The sequence below is a fragment of the Clostridium saudiense genome, assembly GCF_000577815.1.
Classification (GTDB): Bacteria; Bacillota; Clostridia; order Clostridiales; family Clostridiaceae; genus Clostridium; species Clostridium saudiense.
In genome coordinates this window covers 1-920 of sequence record NZ_CBYM010000093.1, presented here as the reverse complement: position 1 = coordinate 920, position 920 = coordinate 1, and the positions used below count along the sequence as shown (strand labels likewise).

Genomic DNA, 920 nt, shown 5'->3' with positions numbered 1-920 from the left:
TAAAAGTAATTGCTTCATCATTCTCATCAAAACACATAATTTCTCTATATTTATTAAAGGTTAAATTTCCGTCGGGCGTTGAGGCCATTATTACCTCAGTATCATAAATATCTTCATTTATATTTGATTCTAAAAATTTTTCCTCCATTACTATTGAGTTTTTGACTCCACGAGTAACAAATTTAAATCCATTTTCAGTAAGTTTATCATACCATTTATAATCGTAATATCCTCTATCAAACACATATATACAATCTTTATCCATACCCATATCCATTTTATCCTTATTAATTTAAATATTAAATAAAAAAATAGGATTTTGAAGCTACAATACTTGGTATTTATTTGATTTTTAAGATAATATATTAATATCAATAGATACAGTAAGAACTATATATTTAAGTAAAAAAGAGCTGTCGCAATAGCGGGTAAAAAAATCCGCTAGCGATAGCTCTTTTTCTATATTTTCAAAAAAATAATTGTACATTTCCGATTAAAATAAAATTGAATATAAAAATAGACGCACTTAAATAAGCCTAATGAAAAAAGGCTTTAAAAATTTAAATTATGCAGTTTTCTTTAATTCAAATAAATGCTTACCAGTTCGGTTAGCCTGTATTTTGTTATGCAATTTATTTATATTATGAGCTACAGCAAGTAGTATACTTTCGGCTAAGACATTATTTTGTCCACGGCACATAAACCTTCTAAAATTCATATCATGCTTTAATTGAGCAAAAGAACCTTCTGCTTGGATACTTCTATTCATTCTAAGTAAAAAACCTTCATCAGTAATAATTCTCATTAAATCTTCTTTTCTTTGTCTATTAAACTTTTTTGAAGCTTCAAATTTTTTAGTTCTTTCTTATAATGGTATTTTAGAATTATTCCCTTTAATACATTTGTTCTTGTAAGTACAT

General features: G+C 25.8%; 1 protein-coding gene and 1 pseudogene. Both read right to left on the bottom strand.

The window, feature by feature from the left end; genetic code table 11:
* A partial coding sequence (locus TY07_RS17045) for a transposase (protein ID WP_341349598.1) occupies window positions 1–265 on the bottom strand: 265 nt, incomplete at its 3' end.
* 300 nt (window positions 266–565) lie between these two features.
* Window positions 566–920: pseudogene (locus TY07_RS17040) on the bottom strand (transposase); the annotation flags it as partial.